Origin of the sequence: Gilliamella sp. Occ4-3 (genome assembly GCF_001690675.1) — a bacterium.
GTDB lineage: Bacteria > Pseudomonadota > Gammaproteobacteria > Enterobacterales > Orbaceae > Gilliamella > Gilliamella bombi.
Genome location: NZ_LZHR01000022.1, coordinates 152,740 through 170,172, shown reverse-complemented (window position 1 = coordinate 170,172; position 17,433 = coordinate 152,740). Strand labels below are relative to the sequence as shown.

The following is a 17,433-nucleotide window of genomic DNA, read 5'->3' as shown; positions in this document are numbered from 1 at the left end:
TCTTCGGTATGGCGCCAAGTTGAAAAATACCTCATGCTTTATTACAGCCCAGAGCAGATTGCTGCACGTTTAAAGAAAGTCAGCGTCCAATCAATCTATAACTATCTTTATCAAAATAAAGCGCGCTATGAACAATTCAAACCTTATCTAAGACGAAAAGGCAAAGCCTATAGGCATTGTAAGGCACCGAGTATTAAAGAAGGAGACCGCCGATATAAACGGTCAATTAAACAACGTCCAAGTTATGTAGAAAGCCGGAAAACGCGAGGACATTGGGAGGGAGATACGATTATTAGCCGTAAAGACAAGCAAGCATTGGTGACATTAGTTGAACGCAAAACAGGGCTAGTATTAATTGGGCGCCTCAATCAACGTACCGCCTCCGAAACGAGAGATATGATAATAAAATTGCTAACGCCGTTTAAAAAAATGGTTAAAAGCATCACCTTTGATAATGGAACCGAATTTAATTATCATCATGCTATTGAGCATTATTTAAATACTACCGTGTACTTTGCGGAGCCTTATAAAAGCTGGCAAAGAGGCACAAATGAAAACACCAATGGCTTAATACGTCAGTTTATACCTAAGTCAGCGGCCATTTCATTAGTTGACGACAAACAGATAAAGAAAATACAATATCTATTGAACACACGCCCAAGAAAACGGCATAAGTTTAAAAGCCCTGCCGATTTTTATTCTAAGGAGTTAAGACGAATTGCACTTCATGGTGTAATCTAGGTATGAAAAAACAGAATCTTAAAATAAAAAAGGTAGTTAGTACGAATGAAAGATATTAATTTATATTTAATTAGACATGGTCAAACGCAGTGGAATATTAAAGATCAGATGCAAGGTTCTCAAAATTCACCTTTAACAGATCAAGGTATTTTGGGTGCTAAAGTGACAGGACAACATTTAAAAAATGTTCTTTTTATGCAAGCATACTCAAGTACACAACAACGAGCTATGGAAACTCGAGATTATATTGTTAAAGAAAATAATATAGTTATTCCTACTTTTGAGCTTGCTGATTTGCGTGAGATGGATTTTGGCATTTGGGAAGGCAAGAAAGTCCCTCAATTGAAAAAGGAGTTTCCAGAATTTACTACTTATTTGACAGATCCTGCTAATTTTGATGCTTCGGTCAATCAAGGTGAAAATTATCTTGATATCCTTTCGCGTATGAAGCAGGGGTTAAATACTATTGTAAAAAATGCACCTCAAGATACGGGTAATATTTTGGTTGTGTCACATGGAACGGTATTACGTATATTACTTTGTGTTTTAAATGGTGGTGATTGGCGTTTACATCGTGATGAGGATTATTTTCCTCGAATGTTAAATACTAGCATTAGTGTGGTTAATTATAAGCAAGGTAATGATCAATCTGAAGGGATATTTACTGTAAAATTTTTCAATAATGTGGATCATTTAGTTGATAAATAAGTATTTTGTTATCTTCTCGACTAGTGGTTGTGTAAATAATTAGTCGAGAAGGTTTTGTTAATAAAATTATCGTTTATAAGCTGCATAACGTTTTTGTAGCTGTTTTAATTGATTAATTCTTGCATCAATTTTAGAAATCATTGTCTGATCGCCTTTTGTTTGATTCTTAGCATTTTGTAGTAGTTGAATGGATTGTTGAAATTGACCTTCTAATGCAATTAATTCCGCTCTAGCACTCATTTCTTTTGCTCTTGCATGTAATCCTCCGTAAGCAGTGACGAGCAATTCCCATCCATTTGAGTCATCATTATGGTCAAAAGTATAGCGATGTAACAAGCTTACGGCTTGTTGATAGTTTTTGTTTTTTATATACGCATTAGCTAAGTTTAGTTGCAATGCAGAACTATTTGGTGCTTTTTTTAATGCTGCTTGTAGGCGAGTGATTGCTGTACTGCTATTGTTGAGCGCTAAATCAATATCAGTCATTAAATCAATATACCAAATATTATTGGGATCACTATCTAATAATGGCTGTAGTTGTTGTTTCGCTTTTTGATTATTTCCACTTAGATTATCTGCTAAAGCATTAGCATAAATAATAGCTGTTTTACTTTGTTCATTGTTTAGTTTTTTATAATCTTCAACTAATAGCTTTGCGGTATTTTTATTTTTAGCCATTAATATGGCCAATCGAGCTTTCGCTAAATAGTAGTTTAATGACGGAGATACATTTTTTTTGCTATATTGCAATGAACGATTTCGAATATCGGTTAATCGGCTGTTAGGTAATGGGTGAGTAAGTAAAATTTCGGGAGCTTTACTACTAAATCGGCTTTGATCGGCAAGTTTTTGTAGAAACTCTGATGAAGCATAAGGATCAAACCCTGCTTTAGCAAGCGTTCTTAAACCAACACGATCGGCTTCTTGTTCATTACTTTGCGTAAAACTAATCATATTTTGAGCTGATCCTGCCATGGTGCTTGTCATCGCCGCCATACCAGCTTCGGGATTGGCTAATGTTAGTAGTAGAGAGCCTAATGTTGCACCCCAAACATAAGGGCTATTACGGTTTTGGTTTTCCATTGCTCTGGCTAAATGGCGTTGGGTGACATGGCCAATTTCATGAGACATAACAGAGGCTAATTGACTTTCATTGTCGGTGTCTAATATTAGTTTAGAATGAATGACGACATTCCCACCAAAAAAAGCAAATGCGTTAAGTACGTCACTTTTCATAATATAAAAATGAAATGGCGTTTTTACTGATTCTGATTTTGATACTAATTTTTTGCCTAGATCATTAATATATTGGTTTAAAACAGGGTCGTTTATTATGGGAGCACTTGCTCGTAACATTCGCATATAATAATCGCCCATTTCCATTTCTTGGCCAATGCTAAGCGTTGTGGCTGCCGCAGTACCAATATCAGGGAGGTTAATATTATCAGCATAAACGATAGATGTACTTTGTAATAATAATGAGGTGGATAATACCAATGCGATTGTTTTTTTTAACATTATTCTAACCAATTAAAATAAGAGTTGCGTTGATTTATTCTAGCTGAAAAAAACAACAATATCACTTTGAATTTATAATTAGGGTTTAACTTATTTGATGTAATGAGTGTTATGAATAATAATACTTATTCTTGAATTGGCAAAATAACAACAACTATATTAATGCGTTGTTGTTATTTTGATTTTTATGCTTGGATTTATTATGCTTTTTGACGGCGGTTTTGGATAAATTCAATGATGTTGTTAACTTTCACCATTTCTTTATCACCACCGAAACGGTGTTTGTATTCCACTTCTCCGTTATCTAGATTGCGTTCACCAATTACGATAGTGTGAGGGATCCCGATTAGTTCCGCATCAGCAAACATCACGCCAGGGCGCTCTTTTCGATCGTCAAATAAAACTTCAATGCCAGCAGCTTGTAAATCAGCATAAAGCTTTTCGGCTGTTGCTTGAACTTTTTCGGATTTGTGCATGTTCATTGGAATAATGACAACGCTAAATGGAGCAATCGCTTCTGGCCATACAATACCACGATCGTCATGACATTGTTCAATTGCAGCAGCTACAATTCGGCTTACACCAATGCCGTAGCAACCCATAATCATAACGTGGTTTTGTCCATCTTCACCTTGGACTGTTGCTTTCATTGCTTGTGAATATTTTGTGCCAAGTTGGAAGATATGTCCCACTTCAATACCTCGTTTAATTTGTAATGTGCCTTTGCCATCAGGGCTAAGATCTCCTTCAACCACATTACGGATGTCTTCAATGCGAGGTAAAGCAGTGTCACGTTCCCAATTGATATTAAAATAGTGTTTATGATCGATATTGGCACCAGCGCTAAAATCGCTCATCACAGCCACGTCACGGTCAATAATAACTGGCATATTTAAGTTAATTGGACCTAATGAGCCTGGTCCGGCATTCACAATCGTACGGATTTCTTCTTCGGTTGCAAATTCTAGTGGTGAGGCAACGATATCGATTTTTTCGGCTTTGATTTCGTTTAATGTATGATCACCTCGAACCAGTAAAGCGACTAATTGATGGCCACTCTCTTTCGTGGCTTTAACCATCAAGGTTTTTACAGTTTTTTCAATCGGCAAATTGAATTGTTCGACTAATTCGTCAATAGTTTTGGCATTAGGAGTATCGACTAACTCCATTGCTTTTGTAGGTTCAGTGCGTTTTTGTGTTGGTGCTAATGCTTGAGCCATTTCTATGTTAGCCGCATAATCAGATTCGGTTGAAAAAACAATATCATCTTCGCCACTGTCGGCTAATACTTGGAACTCATGTGACCAGTTGCCACCAATTGATCCTGTATCAGCACGCACCGCTCTAAAGTTTAAACCTGCACGTGTAAAAATTGCGCTATAGGCTTTATACATCTCATCATAAGTTTCTTGTAATGATTCTTGTGTAGTATGGAAAGAGTATGCATCTTTCATAATAAATTCACGTGAACGCATCACACCAAAGCGAGGGCGTACTTCATCTCGAAATTTGGTTTGAATCTGATACACGTTAAGTGGTAATTGTTTATATGAGCTAACTTCATTACGTAGTAAGTCTGTAATGACTTCCTCATGAGTTGGGCCTAGAACAAAATCACGGTCGCCACGATCTTTAATACGTAATAATTCAGGGCCATATTGTTCCCAACGTCCGCTTTCTTGCCAAATATCAGCAGGCTGTACAACTGGCATTAATACTTCTATTGCACCGGCTTTATTCATCTCTTCACGGACAATATTTTCTACTTTTTTAAGTACGCGGTAACCAGTGGGAAGCCAGGTATATAATCCAGCAGCCACTTTGCGGATCATGCCTGCACGTAACATTAATTGATGGCTAATGACTTCAGCATCAGCAGGGGTTTCTTTTAACGTAGAAAGAAGATATTTACTGGTTCGCATAAATTTATCCTAAAAAAATTTATTTATAAATATATATGATAAAAATGTGAGCTAGTTTAGCAGTACCAAGCGTAACACTAAAGTAATTTTATTGTTATTTTTAATATGGAATTCTTGTAATACCTCCAACTCAGCATTAATAAAGTATGTTTTTAAATTATAGTCGCTAAATACAGATTATTTGGCTATAGAATGGCAGTATGTTTTACTTTTTGGTATCAATATTAATACTTTATTAATTTTTATTTTGCTAGGTATCAAATTGGATATTTTTCATCATATTGATTATATTTAATTTTTTGTTGTTTGTGTGATAAAGATCACTTTGTAAAAGTTATTAAATTGATATCATATGCGCAGAATTTTAGATTGAGGAGTAGTTCAAAATGAGTACGTTAATGACTAACGAAAATGTAATAGATTCATGTAAAGAATCAAAATTACCTAAATGGCGAAAAAGTGATACGTTATGGATGCTTAGCCTTTATGGTACAGCAATTGGTGCTGGAGTACTTTTTCTACCAATTAATGCCGGTGTCGGTGGGTTAATTCCGTTGCTGGTTATGTTGGTTCTTGCCTTTCCTATGACATTTTTTGCTCATCAAGCTTTGTGTCGATTTGTATTATCAGGTAAAAGTCGAGATGGCGATATTACCGTTGTTGTTGAAGAGGCTTTTGGCCGCACAGCAGGAAACTGGATAACTGTACTTTATTTTTTTGCAATTTACCCAATATTATTAGTATATAGCGTTGGTATTACAAATACAGTAGATAGCTTTATGGTTCATCAATTAGGAATGGAGTCATTACCACGAGCTTTACTTTCATTTATTTTAGTTGCATTTTTAATGTCAATTGTTCACTTTGGCGAAGAACTTATTGTTAAAGTTATGTCAATATTAGTTTTTCCATTTATTGCAGTTTTAATGATTTTAGCGTTATTTTTAATTCCTGAGTGGAATGGTGAAATTTTTACCAATTTGTCTTTTGGTAGTAGTGACGGAGGACAAAGTATTTTAATGACACTTTGGTTAGTTATTCCTGTTATGGTTTTTGCTTTTAATCATTCACCAATTATTTCATCTTTAGCGGTAGCTAAACGTAAAGAATATGGTGACGTTTATGCTGAACCTAAATGTACTAGAATTATTGCAGCAAGCAATATCATGATGGTTGTAACAGTGATGTTTTTTGTTTTTAGTTGTGCGCTTTGCTTGTCGCCTGCTGAACTTTTAGATGCAAAAGCTCAAAATATCTCAACGTTGTCATATTTGGCTAATCGATTTAATTCACCTGTTATTGAGTATATTGGTCCTCCAATTGCATTTATTGCAATGGCTAAATCGTTTTTAGGTCACTATCTAGGTGGTAAAGAAGGGTTTAATGGTGTTGTTAATAAATTTTTGCGTAGCCGTAATAAAACAATTTCAGAAAACAAACTTGATAAATTAGCTATTGCCTTTATGTTTGTAACTGCTTGGGGGATTGCAACATTAAATCCAAGTATTTTAGGCCTTATTGAATCACTTGGTGGCCCAATTTTAGCTGTGTTGTTGTTTTTAATGCCAATGTATGCAATTCATAAATTACCTGTACTAGCAAAATATAAAGGAAGGTTAAGTAATGTGTTTATTGTTGTTATGGGATTAGTTGCAATTTCAGCCGCTATCTATAATTTATTATAAAAATTTAATTCATGGGTAATTACCACTTACTTGTTTATTTAATATATAAAACCTACTGGCATTCGTTGGTAGGTAAATACAGCTACTAGTAAAATAATCTACCGATATAGCAAGAATTAACTATTAATGGGTATTAAAACTTATTTTCATAATCTCAAAAGTGATACCTAGGTATCAGTATGGGGTAAGTGGCAAGATGATTATTGGCTATTTTATTAGCAAAAGTTAATTCGTAAAGATATCACTAGGATAGCAGTATTAATTTAAGTTTTGCATCAAAAGGGAAAAATATGAGTTCGGTATTTGAAATATTTAAAATTGGGATTGGACCTTCAAGCTCACATACAGTAGGACCAATGAGGGCAGGGAAGGCATTCATAGATCAGTTAATCAGTAATAACATGATGGCGTCAGTAACAAAAATTGTGGCTGATGTTTATGGCTCTTTGTCGTTAACAGGCAAAGGTCATCAAACAGATATTGCTATTATTATGGGATTAGCTGGCGAAAAACCTGATTCTGTTGATATTGATAGTATTCCAAGTGTTATCGAAAAACTTAGCCAAACTCAGCGGTTATCTATTTACAATGATCGTTATGAAATCGATTTTCCGTTGGAAAGTTGTATGGTGTTTCATTCTAAATTTTTACCATTACATGAAAATGGTATGACTTTGAGTGCATATAGCGGCGATAAATTAGTTTTTCAGAAAACTTATTATTCTGTTGGCGGTGGTCAGATTGTTGAAGAAGAGCAGTTTGGTCAACAAGAGCAGGATTCAGTAAAATTTCCTTATCCATTTGCTTCAGCTGAGCAATTATTAAAACATTGTGAAGATAACTCATTATCAGTTTCTAGTATTATGATGAAAAATGAGTTGCAAATACACTCTTATGAAGAAATTGAATCCTATTTTTCTCGCGTAGGGCAAACTATTTTGGAATGTATCAAACGAGGCATGAATACAGAAGGGCTATTACCAGGACCACTTAAAGTTCCTCGCCGTGCGTTTTCGTTATACCGTCAATTGTCTACCACTAAAGATAAAATTATTAGTGATCCAATGGTGATTATTGATTGGGTAAATATGTTTGCGCTTGCAGTTAGTGAGGAAAATGCAGCAGGAGGACGGGTAGTTACTGCGCCAACAAATGGTGCATGTGGCATTATACCTGCTGTGCTTGCTTATTATGATAAATTTATTAATCCAGTTACACCTGATATTTATATTCGTTTCTTTCTAACTTGTGGCGCAATAGGACAACTTTATCAAATAAATGCCTCTATTTCTGGTGCAGAAGTGGGATGTCAAGGGGAAGTTGGCGTTGCTTGTTCTATGGCTGCGGCAGGACTTGCTGAGCTTTTAGGCGGTAATCCTCAACAAGTATGCATGGCGGCAGAAATAGCAATGGAGCATAACTTAGGATTGACTTGTGATCCAGTTGCAGGCCAAGTTCAGGTTCCTTGTATTGAGCGCAATGCCATTGCCGCAGTAAAATCGATAAATGCGACAAGAATGGCTTTAAGACGAATTACTGCAGCAAAAGTATCTTTAGATAAAGTTATTAAAACGATGTATGAAACAGGAAAGGATATGAATGCAAAATATCGAGAAACGTCGCGTGGAGGGCTAGCAATTACGGTTCATTGTAATTAGGTTGTTGCTATTTTTCTGTCGAATTCGCCGATTGCAAAATCGGCGAAACATTAGATTGTATTTAATGTTTCCAGTGCATGGTGTTAACTTTAGAGCGCAAGAAATCATTTTCTGTTAGTACATCTACCCGTTCAGTTTTTACTTTTCGTTGTTTTCTTTTTCGTTTTGGTTGTTTTGCTGAGGCAATATGGATAACTTCGTTATAGGCAAGTAAATTATTAAGTTGATCAAGTTCTCCTAATCCACGAAGGACAGAAATTAATGTTTGTAATGTAATTGATTCGCCTTGTTCAATACGTTTTATTGTTGCAATGCCTATTTCGGATTTTTGCGCAAGTTCTAGTTGGGATAAATTTTTCTCAATTCTGGCTAATTTTATTCTGCGACATAGCATAGCAATCATGTCGGTAGTTTCATTCATGAAATGTCCTTTTTGTTTGATATGCCACATGATGTGGCATATATCATATTGCTATTTATATTATTTTTAGACTAGCGGTTATTGTTCTTGGTTTTTTATTTGTTTCTTCTTTAAGTTTTCTAAAATCTTTTTATGGATACCATTAAAGCCGCCATTACTCATAATTAAAATTGCATCGGTTGGTTTAGCTGATTTTGTGATCATTTCAACCAACAAATCGATATCACCACTCCAGTAAGCGGGTTGAATACAAGCATCAACCACATCAGCCACTAACCAAGGTAGTTGTTCTGGTTGGAATATAAAAATTTCATCAGCTCGACCAAGTGATGGGGCTAGTTCATCTTTAGATACTCCTAATTTCATCGTATTTGAGCGTGGTTCAAGTACGGCTAGAATGCGACGATTAGCTCCTATTTTACTGCGTAATGCTTCTAATGTGGCTAAAATTGCAGTTGGGTGGTGGGCAAAGTCATCATAGATTTCAATATTATTAACTTCACCATAAAGTTCTAACCGTCTTTTAGCATTGACAAAAGAACTTAGTGCTAAACAAGCATCAACAGGATCAATACCTACATTATGGGCGGCAGCAATTGCCATTAGTGCGTTATGCATATTATGTTCGCCAACTAATGAATATTTTACTTCACCCACTTTTTTATTGTTAAAGTAAACCGCAAAATGACTCGCATCATTATTCATACGTTGTGCTAGCCAGCCGTTTTCTGATTCTGTGAATATTTTTTTACTCCAGCAACCTTTAGCTAATACTTGTTTTAAATTTACATCCTCTTGTGGTGTGATAATTAATCCGTTACTCGGCACTAAACGAACCAAATGGTGAAATTGTTTTTGAATAGAACTGAGATCATCAAAAATATCTGCATGATCAAATTCTAGATTATTCATGATAAGTGTTTTGGGGCAGTAGTGCATGAATTTTGAACGTTTATCAAAGAACGAGCAATCATATTCATCTGCTTCTATAACAAAATAATTGCTTTCACCTAATCTTGCTGATACATCAAAATTACCTGGTACACCACCAATAACGAATCCTTGCTTATAATCTTGCTTTTCTAAAATCCAATTGACCATACCCGCAGTTGTAGTTTTACCATGAGTTCCAGCAATAGCTATGACCCAACGATCTCGCAATACATTGTCGTGTAACCATTGAGGAGCTGAAATATAAGGAATGTTATTATCTAAAAGATATTCTACACAAGGGTTACCTCTTGATAGCGCATTGCCAATAATGACCAAATCAGGTTTTGATATCAGTTGTGATGGATCATATCCTTCAATAATATCAATGTGTTCTTTTTGTAAAAGTGTGCTCATTGGTGGGTAAACATTTTTATCTGAACCCGTTACCTTATGACCTAGAGAGCGAGCTATCAAAGCAATCCCTGCCATAAATGTGCCACAAATTCCAAGAATATGAATATGCATTTTGAATCCTTAACATTGTATAAACTTTATATCGATAGTATTGGGTAACCATTGCTTATTTGATTGGTAAACAGATGTAAATTCAGAGCAACCTTGTAATTATAATCGATTCTGATTGTTTATGCGAGAGGCCATAGATGTTTAACCATTAATAGTGGAGCTTGGTTACCACGAAATTCATCTACATCTAAATGGTAAACTATTTTCACATTTTTTATCGATTGATCAGGCCATAGTTGTCTATTTACATTAAAAAAGACCCCTTCAATAAGTGGACCACCGTTTTGGGGTTCTAGTACTAGTTTTAGGTGTTTGTCTGAAAATAATCGCTGTTGATGAATAATGAATTCACCGTCAAAAATGGGAGTGTAGAATCCTTCTCCCCATGGTCCTGATTCTTTTAATTGCTTAGCGATTTCGTAAGTAAGATCTTGGCTATCTATTTCACCATCAGTTTCAATAATTGGTTCTAGCAAATCAGGTTCTAAGCGTTCATTTAAAAGTATTTCAAAGTTATTTTTAAAACGTTCTAAATCTTTTTTTCGAATAGTTAACCCAACAGCCATTGCGTGACCTCCAAAACTGATTATTAGATCAGGATTTTTCTGATTTAATTCATCAAGAAGATCGCGTAAATGAACGCCTTTAATTGAACGTCCTGAGCCCTTTAGAAAACCATCTTCTGTTGAAGCGAAAGATATGACTGGTCGATGATATTTATCTTTTAAACGTGAAGATAAGATCCCAATAATGCCTTGATGCCATTCTGGATGATGAAACACGAGTAAATTAGGAATTGTGATATTTTGTTTTTCAATTTCTTGAATAAATGATAAGGCCTCTTTATGCATCATTTGCTCAATTAACTTTCGATCACTATTGAGATTATCCAAATCCATAGCTTTGTTGATTGCTGAATCATAATTATCACAAAGTAGTAATTCAACTCCTAATGACATATTATCCATTCTACCTGCTGCATTTAATCGTGGCGCTATATAAAAAGCTAAATCAGTAGACGTAAGATTAATAGGATCTTTTTTAGATATTTGTAATAAGGCCTTGATGCCCTCACAACAATATCCAGCTCGTATTCTGTTTATACCCTGATGAACTAAAATACGGTTGTTATGATCAAGTCTAACCACGTCAGCAATAGTGCCTAAAGCAACTAGATCTAATAAATTTGCTACATTATATTCATCTAAATTATTGTCGGAGAACCAATTTTCTTGCCGTAATTTCGCACGTAAAGCTAGCATAAAGTAAAAAGCTACACCCACCCCAGCTAAATGCTTAGATGGAAATATACAATTAGGTAAATTAGGATTGACTATGGCGTCGGCATTAGGTAGTAGCTCAGGGCATAAATGGTGATCAGTAATAATGACTGACAATCCTGATTCCTTAGCAAAATCCACAGCTTCAATAGCAGATATTCCGTTGTCAACGGTAATAATAAGTTGTGCATTTTGTAAAATGGCTTTTTTAACAACCGAAACACTTAATCCATATCCATCATTAAAGCGATCAGGAATGATATAATCAACAAATTGGTACCCCATATTTTTTAAGGCTCTGATGGTTAAAGCAGTACTGGTGGCACCATCAGTATCAAAATCACCAACAATCATGATTTGCTGATTATTTTTCATTACTGAATAAAGAATTTCGACTGCCTTTTCAATACCATCTAGTTTATTGTAATTACATAGATTGCGTGTGGTGTAATCGAGATCTTGCATGCTAGTAACACCACGCAATGCATAAATCCGTTGTAATAATAACGGAATATCATCAGAAAATTCTGGAAGTACTTCAGGTAATTTGCGATGTTTTAATTTACTTTTTTTCATAATTTATATGTTAGCGCATTTGCGCTAACATGTGTTTTCATTTTATATTTACATTTTAGCAACAATAACTGCTAATTTTTATTTAGTTTTTGTGATCAAGAAATTCAATTAGTTTATCTGCAGGCACGTAACCTGAAACAAGTTGGCCGTTAGGTAAGACAATTGCAGGTGTGCCGCCAATCCCTAACTTTTTACCGACGTTAAATTGTTGTGTTACATAAGGTATCATACTGCTTGCTGGCGAAATTGTATTTCCTTTATATGCATTGTCAAATGCAGCTTTGCGATCAGCCATGCTCCAAATAGATTGCATGTTTTTGCCAACATCACTGTCAGCACCTGCACGAGGGAATGCGAAATAGTGAACTGAAATACCTGCTTCTAAATACTTATCAATATTTTCATGTAGTAGTTTACAGTAATGGCAAGTATAATCAGTAAATACTGAAATAATGTATTTTTCATTTTTAGCTTTATAAATAATGGCATCTTTTTCAATTGATTTTATTAGGCTAAGATTGATGCTGTTAGCAATGTTTTCTGGTTCATCACCTTGTAAATCAAAAATAGAACCTTGAATTAAGTATTTACCATCTTTAGTAACATATACAATACCTTCTGGCGTGCTAACGCTTTTAAAATCTTTAATTGGACTATCAAAAATTTTTGATTCTTTGCTATCGTAACCGAATTTATCTAAAGATTTTGCAATTTCATTATTACTTGCTAATACTGAACTTGAAATTAACGCTAAGCCTAAACATATAACTAATTTTTTCATTCAATTATCCTTATTTTTGTCAATCCTATGCTCGAGGATGATGTTTACTATGTAACTGTTTTAACCTTTCCGTTGCAACATGTGTATAAATTTGTGTAGTTGATAAACTGCTATGCCCAAGCAACATTTGAACGACGCGCAAATCCGCTCCGTGATTAAGAAGATGTGTTGCAAAAGCATGTCGAAGCACATGAGGAGAAAGTGCATCAATATTTATACCAGTTAGTATGGCATAATATTTAATTCGATGCCAGAAAGTCTGTCGTGTCATTTTTTTTCCTAATCGGCTTGGAAAAAGCACATCAATAGGTCCATTTTTTAAAAGATCATTTCTGGCATATTTAAAATAATATTCAAGCCAATAAATTGCTTCTTCTCCAAGTGGGACTAAGCGTTCTTTATTACCTTTACCAATTACTCTTACTACACCTTGACGTAAGCTAACATCGCTAATTTCTAAATTTACTAATTCAGATACGCGTAAACCAGTGGCATAAAGTACTTCCAACATCGCTTTATCCCTAAGTTCAATGGGATCTTCTATGCTTGGCGACTCTAGTAGCGCATCGACTTGCGATTCAGTTAAGTCTTTAGGTAATTTTTTAGGAAGTTTGGGGGATGATAATACTGCAGAAGGGTCATCAGTGCGATAATTTTCTTGATATAAATACTGAAAAAAACGTTTAGTTGCACTAAGCAAACGTGCTGAACTACTTGCTTTATACCCATCTTCTACTCGTTGCATTAAAAAGTTTTGTAAATTAAGTGTTTGAGTTGTTAGGAATGTGACATTTTGTTGTTGTAAAGATTGACTTAGTGCCAACAAATCAAGTCTATAAGAAGCAATGGTATTTTCAGCTAAGTTCCTTTCTAGCCACAATGAATCTAGAAAACGGTCTATTAACATTTTATTTTGGGCTGGTGTATCTTGGCTAGACATCAAAATTATCTCTACATTACGTTTATTCATTATATTATATACTAGCTGTCAATAAGTTGCAGTTTAAGCTAACTTGCCATTTTTAGTTGTACAAATTTCTACACATTAACAAAAGTCAGGTTATTTAAATCACTTATTCAATAAAAAGGTTAAGTAGCTGTCAATTACTGGCTTAACTAACAGAAATTATTCATATTAAACAACATTCATTTAACATTTAAAAAAAAGATTAAATTTTACACTAAAATTGTGTATGCTTTTTAGATAAGATGTCTGTTCCTTGAACTCAGTAATGCTGAGTATAAAAAATAATTAAAATAGACAGACTGATTTTAAAATTGGATATAAGGAGGAGGAAAACATGTCGAACGAACTTAATCGTCTTCTGGAGCAACTCGGTGAAGGTTTTGGCGATTTAATGGCGGGGTTGAGTGGGGTTTGCCATAATCGCTATACCTTAACGGTTGACGGGCTGGAGGCGCCGATTTCGGTTTTGCATGTTGATGGTGATGAGTCGTTAAACCAGCCTTGGCGTTATGTGATTACTTTTACCAGTACTGATAAAACCTTATCGCCTGATTCCTTTCTTAATCAAAAATCGACCTTCTCCTTTAATCCTGTTATCAACAAACCATTAACTTCCGCTATCCGCTCATTAAGTGACTTGCCCACGTTGAGTAATAAACGCACCTTGCATGGGGTGATTACTGAGTTTAGTCAGTTATCGGTCAATAAAGATGAAGCCCATTATCAAGTGGTGTTATCCTCGTGCTTAGCACGGTTGGCTGTGGGGCAACATAATGCCATATTTCAAAATCAAAGCGTGGTCAGTGTGGTTGAAGAAGTGCTACGCAGTCATGGTTTAACGGGCATTGATTACCGTTTAGAGCTAAAAGATAGCTACCCTGAGCGGGAGTTTATTACGCAGTGGCAAGAAAGTGACCTTGAATTTATTCAACGCTTATTGGCCGATGTCGGTATCTGGTTTCGCTTTGAAACGCACGCTGAGCACCACTGTGATGTGATGGTGTTAAGTGATTATGAACAAGGCTATGCGCAGGTCGCTGATATCGACTATAAACAACCCAGTGGCATGGCAGATACGGGCGTTGAAAGTGTGTGGGATATCAGCCTGCATAGTGAAGTGGTGGTCTCCTCAGTCAAGGTACAAGACTATAACTACCGTGATGCCCTAGCCGATTTACAGGGCGAGATTAATACCCAACCTAAAGACCTTACCACCTATGGCACTGACTACCGTTATGCCGAGCACTATAAAGGCTTAGATAGCAACGGCCAAGAAAACCCGCAAAATAGTGGCGATAATAACGATGATGATAACAATATTAATAATGATAATCGTGATAACGGCAATAATCCTAATGAGAATAACAGGCATGACGATAATCAGATTGAAAGCGGTCAGTGGTATGCGCGTATTCGCCATGAGCAGGCTATTAGCCAGAAAATTATCCTCAAAGGCAAGAGTAATCACTATAACCTTGCTCCCGGTCAATGGATTAACCTCAACGGTAGTCCGCTAACAGATATCAATGACGGTGTGATTATTTTAAGTGTGCAGGGACAGGGTAATCGCACTGATGCTTATGAACTCACCTTTACCGCCATTCCCTATCAAGCTTTAAAACCCTATCGCCCTGCGCCCATACGCTGGCCACAAGTTAGTGGCACATTACCTGCCCGTGTCACCAGTCCCAACCATGACACCTATGGTTATATTGACCCGCAAGGGCGCTATCGGGTTAAATTTAATGTCGACCTGAAACAATGGAAAAGTGGCACGGAAAGCTTGTGGGTACGCTTAGCCAAACCTTATTCAGGCAACACCTATGGTTTTCACTTCCCGTTAATTGATGGCACTGAAGTGGCCATCGCCTTTATGCAGGGCAACCCCGATAGGCCGTATATCGCTCATGCAATGCATGACAGTGCTCATCCCGACCTTGTTACCACCATTAATAAACACCGCAATGTCATTCGTACCCCCGCCAACAACAAACTGCGCATGGATGACAAACGTGGGCAAGAACATATTAAGCTAGCCACCGAATACGGAAAAACCCAACTTAACCTCGGTCACCTTGTTAACGAAAAAAAAGCACAACGTGGTGAAGGCTTTGAGCTGAGAACCGACGAATGGGGCGCGATAAGAGCGGGTAAAGGGCTGTATATTACCAGTGAAGAACAAACGCAAGCAAGTCATATACAGCTACAAATGGACAATGCTGTTAAAGAACTAGCGCAAGCGGCTGAAATGGTTAAACGGCTCAATGAACTTGCCGAGGCCGCCAAAGCTGAACTGGCTGATTTACAAACCCAAAAACAGCTATTTGAGCAAAGCTTAAAAGAACTAAAACAACCGGGAATACTTACTTACGCACCAGCTGGCATGGCTGATGTCACCCCAAGTTCAATTCAACATACCGCAGGTGAAAACATTATCCAAACAGCACAAAACACCGTTGATATTAGTGCGTTTAAACGCTTTATGGTCACTGCGGGTAACATGATAAGCCTATTTGCCAACAAAATGGGCATAAAGCTATTTGCCTCGCAAGGTAATATCAACATACAGGCACAAAATGATGAAATGCAATTAAGTTCAAAACAGAATATGACAATTACCAGCACCGACAGCGAAGTGATTATATCAGCCAAGAAAAAACTCGTATTGGCATGTGATGATGTTGCTATTGTAATTGAAAATGGCGGGATAAAAATGCTCGCCCCGGGTGATGTTCAGGTTAAATCGGCTAGCTTTCGTATATTAGGACCTGCAAATTACCAAGTACCAATCCCCAATTTGCCAAAAGGCGATACTTGTTCGGAGTCAGCATAATGGAAAAGCAAATACTCACTCTTTTAGATAATGAAAAGGCACGCAAGCAGTATCGTTATCTACTAATTGATAATTTAGTTTCGCTAAGTTATTTTCATCTATTATCGATGGAAAGTTTACAAGAAAATCTAGGTAAAGAAGCTATCCAAGTTGTGCTAAGACCTGATTTAGCCCACGATCCACGTCATTGCCCAAAGTTAGTTGTGATCGCAAAACCTGATGAACCAATCAATAAAAGATTAGTTCATTTTATTAGTAATCAACTAAAGGAAGAAGGTTCGCTACCAAAACGATATTTGTGTGGCTGTATAGTTAGCGAAAACGCCCCCCAGTTTTTAAGTGAGCAACTGATTAACATCGGTTTAAAGTTAGGTCAATTAATTGGAGTTCGTTTTGTTCCTTTTTATGAACCGTTTAGAATGTTTTTATTGCAAGAAGGCAATAAAATTTGTCCTGATTGGTTACCAACTTTATTAAATTGCTGTAGTACTTACTGTTTTACATCCTTCACCAATCATTTGCAGGTTATTCAATCATTATCTTATACCCCTGAACCCTTTGATCTATTTGTAACAGAAGAAACTAAAACTTTTTTAAAACAATCGGTTAAGCTATATCATTTAACCGTGGCTTGGCAAAATATCTGTGAAAATCAAAATAAAAATATTGAAGATTCAGACATATTATTATTAGCAGATTTTTATAACAAAGCAAAAATAGAAGGGTTAGAAGATAGCAACGATCTATTTACTTTATCATTAGTGCTTATGCGCTATAAAAACCGATTAGATCCCAAATCGTTAAAAGCCGCGATAGCGAACGCAATAGATGAACCGGGTACTTTAGCACAGCATTTAAGTCAAATAGAGCTAGAACAATAATAAC

The 17,433-nt window shown here is 36.1% G+C and carries 13 protein-coding genes; 6 read left to right on the top strand and 7 right to left on the bottom strand.

Annotation, left to right across the window (positions count from 1 at the left end):
* Both A9G44_RS02850 and A9G44_RS02845 read left to right on the top strand, forming a co-directional pair.
* A partial coding sequence (locus tag A9G44_RS02850) for an IS30 family transposase (protein ID WP_143426291.1) occupies window positions 1–741 on the top strand: 741 nt, incomplete at its 5' end.
* A gap of 45 nt (window positions 742–786) precedes the next feature.
* Window positions 787–1,449, top strand: coding sequence for a histidine phosphatase family protein (locus A9G44_RS02845; RefSeq protein ID WP_065609141.1), 663 nt, complete (start codon window positions 787–789; stop codon window positions 1,447–1,449).
* A 66-nt stretch (window positions 1,450–1,515) separates the two neighbouring features.
* Here A9G44_RS02845 and A9G44_RS02840 read toward each other — a convergent pair whose 3' ends face one another.
* Together A9G44_RS02840 and proS are read right to left on the bottom strand one after the other, a co-directional pair.
* Complete coding sequence (locus tag A9G44_RS02840; RefSeq protein ID WP_065609140.1) at window positions 1,516–2,967, bottom strand: beta-barrel assembly-enhancing protease; 1,452 nt, start codon at window positions 2,965–2,967, stop codon at window positions 1,516–1,518.
* Window positions 2,968–3,167: 200 nt separating this feature from the next.
* Window positions 3,168–4,889 carry a proline--tRNA ligase gene (gene proS / locus A9G44_RS02835; RefSeq protein WP_065609139.1) on the bottom strand — a complete coding sequence of 574 codons (1,722 nt, stop codon included), beginning with the start codon at window positions 4,887–4,889 and terminating at the stop codon, window positions 3,168–3,170.
* A 386-nt stretch (window positions 4,890–5,275) separates the two neighbouring features.
* On the opposite strand from proS, the gene A9G44_RS02830 reads away from it, so the two are divergent.
* The gene (locus tag A9G44_RS02830) at window positions 5,276–6,574 is read left to right on the top strand and encodes a serine/threonine transporter (protein WP_081298230.1); all 1,299 of its coding nucleotides are present in this window, start codon (window positions 5,276–5,278) and stop codon (window positions 6,572–6,574) included.
* Window positions 6,575–6,864: 290 nt separating this feature from the next.
* Entirely contained in the window at window positions 6,865–8,232 is a 1,368-nt protein-coding gene (locus A9G44_RS02825) for an L-serine ammonia-lyase (protein WP_034913931.1), read from the top strand.
* A gap of 61 nt (window positions 8,233–8,293) precedes the next feature.
* Here A9G44_RS02825 and A9G44_RS02820 read toward each other — a convergent pair whose 3' ends face one another.
* The 5 genes from A9G44_RS02820 to xerD form a co-directional block, all read right to left on the bottom strand.
* Window positions 8,294–8,653: a helix-turn-helix domain-containing protein gene (locus A9G44_RS02820; RefSeq protein ID WP_065575425.1), complete on the bottom strand. Its 360-nt coding sequence runs from the start codon at window positions 8,651–8,653 to the stop codon at window positions 8,294–8,296.
* Between the two features lie 78 nt (window positions 8,654–8,731).
* Window positions 8,732–10,111 carry a UDP-N-acetylmuramate:L-alanyl-gamma-D-glutamyl-meso-diaminopimelate ligase gene (gene mpl, locus A9G44_RS02815; RefSeq protein WP_065609138.1) on the bottom strand — a complete coding sequence of 460 codons (1,380 nt, stop codon included), beginning with the start codon at window positions 10,109–10,111 and terminating at the stop codon, window positions 8,732–8,734.
* 119 nt (window positions 10,112–10,230) lie between these two features.
* Complete coding sequence (recJ, locus tag A9G44_RS02810) at window positions 10,231–11,967, bottom strand: single-stranded-DNA-specific exonuclease RecJ (protein WP_034913924.1); 1,737 nt, start codon at window positions 11,965–11,967, stop codon at window positions 10,231–10,233.
* A gap of 82 nt (window positions 11,968–12,049) precedes the next feature.
* The gene (dsbC, locus tag A9G44_RS02805) at window positions 12,050–12,748 is read right to left on the bottom strand and encodes a bifunctional protein-disulfide isomerase/oxidoreductase DsbC (protein WP_065575422.1); all 699 of its coding nucleotides are present in this window, start codon (window positions 12,746–12,748) and stop codon (window positions 12,050–12,052) included.
* 25 nt (window positions 12,749–12,773) lie between these two features.
* The gene (gene xerD / locus A9G44_RS02800; protein ID WP_065609137.1) at window positions 12,774–13,688 is read right to left on the bottom strand and encodes a site-specific tyrosine recombinase XerD; all 915 of its coding nucleotides are present in this window, start codon (window positions 13,686–13,688) and stop codon (window positions 12,774–12,776) included.
* A gap of 361 nt (window positions 13,689–14,049) precedes the next feature.
* On the opposite strand from xerD, the gene A9G44_RS02795 reads away from it, so the two are divergent.
* Both A9G44_RS02795 and A9G44_RS02790 read left to right on the top strand, forming a co-directional pair.
* Window positions 14,050–16,548, top strand: a complete 2,499-nt coding sequence (locus tag A9G44_RS02795; protein WP_081298228.1) for a type VI secretion system Vgr family protein — start codon at window positions 14,050–14,052, stop codon at window positions 16,546–16,548.
* Entirely contained in the window at window positions 16,548–17,429 is an 882-nt protein-coding gene (locus A9G44_RS02790; RefSeq protein WP_065609136.1) for a hypothetical protein, read from the top strand. The genes A9G44_RS02795 and A9G44_RS02790 overlap by 1 nt, the downstream gene beginning before the upstream one ends.
* The last annotated feature ends 4 nt before the right edge of the window (window positions 17,430–17,433 follow it).

Excerpts from the sequence above, each read along its gene's own strand:
- A9G44_RS02845 (WP_065609141.1), top strand. The coding sequence starts at position 787 with ATGAAAGATATTAATTTATATTTAATTAGACATGGTCAAACGCAGTGG.
- recJ (WP_034913924.1), bottom strand. The coding sequence starts at position 11,967 with ATGAAAAAAAGTAAATTAAAACATCGCAAATTACCTGAAGTACTTCCA.
- A9G44_RS02825 (WP_034913931.1), top strand. The coding sequence starts at position 6,865 with ATGAGTTCGGTATTTGAAATATTTAAAATTGGGATTGGACCTTCAAGC.
- A9G44_RS02820 (WP_065575425.1), bottom strand. The coding sequence starts at position 8,653 with ATGAATGAAACTACCGACATGATTGCTATGCTATGTCGCAGAATAAAA.
- proS (WP_065609139.1), bottom strand. The coding sequence starts at position 4,889 with ATGCGAACCAGTAAATATCTTCTTTCTACGTTAAAAGAAACCCCTGCT.
- dsbC (WP_065575422.1), bottom strand. The coding sequence starts at position 12,748 with ATGAAAAAATTAGTTATATGTTTAGGCTTAGCGTTAATTTCAAGTTCA.
- xerD (WP_065609137.1), bottom strand. The coding sequence starts at position 13,688 with ATGTCTAGCCAAGATACACCAGCCCAAAATAAAATGTTAATAGACCGT.
- A9G44_RS02795 (WP_081298228.1), top strand. The coding sequence starts at position 14,050 with ATGTCGAACGAACTTAATCGTCTTCTGGAGCAACTCGGTGAAGGTTTT.
- A9G44_RS02790 (WP_065609136.1), top strand. The coding sequence starts at position 16,548 with ATGGAAAAGCAAATACTCACTCTTTTAGATAATGAAAAGGCACGCAAG.
- A9G44_RS02830 (WP_081298230.1), top strand. The coding sequence starts at position 5,276 with ATGAGTACGTTAATGACTAACGAAAATGTAATAGATTCATGTAAAGAA.
- A9G44_RS02840 (WP_065609140.1), bottom strand. The coding sequence starts at position 2,967 with ATGTTAAAAAAAACAATCGCATTGGTATTATCCACCTCATTATTATTA.
- mpl (WP_065609138.1), bottom strand. The coding sequence starts at position 10,111 with ATGCATATTCATATTCTTGGAATTTGTGGCACATTTATGGCAGGGATT.